This window comes from Vibrio sp. 2033, assembly GCF_033339735.1.
Map to the genome: position 1 here is coordinate 1 of NZ_JAWOVC010000223.1, position 829 is coordinate 829.

1 protein-coding gene is annotated in these 829 nt (G+C 62.6%); it reads right to left on the reverse strand.

The window, feature by feature from the left end; translation table 11 throughout:
* A partial coding sequence (locus R7P74_RS25710) for a putative bifunctional diguanylate cyclase/phosphodiesterase (RefSeq protein ID WP_443293388.1) occupies positions 1–781 on the reverse strand: 781 nt, incomplete at its 3' end.
* Positions 782–829: the final 48 nt, after the last annotated feature.

The window sequence follows — 829 nt, forward strand, 5'->3', positions numbered from 1 at the left end:
CACCCCTCCATTGACTGACGAAGACGGCGAATGCCGCCGCCGGCATCGGCTTGGCGAACAGGAAGCCTTGTCCTGTGTCGCAGTCCGCTTGTCGCAACAAATCAAGACTCGCCGATGTTTCCACGCCTTCGGCCACTACTTCCATGCCAAGCCCATGCGCAAGCTGAATCACGGTGCGCACGATGGTCTGGTCGCGGTGGTCGTTGGCGAGTCCGGCGACAAACGATTGGTCGATCTTGAGCGTGCTGATGGGGCAGCATTTCAGGTGTTGCAGGCAGGAATAGCCGGTGCCGAAGTCGTCGGCGGCGAAGCGCACACCGATCTGTCGCAAAGCTTCCAGGGCGGGGCAGATCGCCGGATCACCGAACGCAACCGATTCGGTCAGCTCAATTTCAAGATACGCGGCGGGCAACCCGGCATCGGCCAGCACGCCCTTTACCCACTTGTCGAAATCTGGCCCCACTTGGCTCGCCGAAACATTGACGGCCAGCCGGAACGGTTGCCATGCCAGCACCCGCCAGTCGCGCATTTGACGGCAGGCTGCGCCCAGCACCCATGCGCCGATTTCCGGCATCAGGCCGGACGATTCGATCACGGGCAGGAACTGGCCCGGCGGCAACAGTCCGAGCGTCGGATGACGCCAGCGCAACAGGGCTTCCGCGCCGACAATCTGCTCACTGCGCAAATCGACAATCGGCTGGTAGTGCAGCTCAAGCTGCCCGCGCTCGACCGCCTGCGCCAGTTGCGCCACTGTCCATTCAATTGGCTGGGAAGCGCTCATGATCGACCTCTGAAGGCCCGCAGCAGCCGCGTCACAGACAGGACAAAC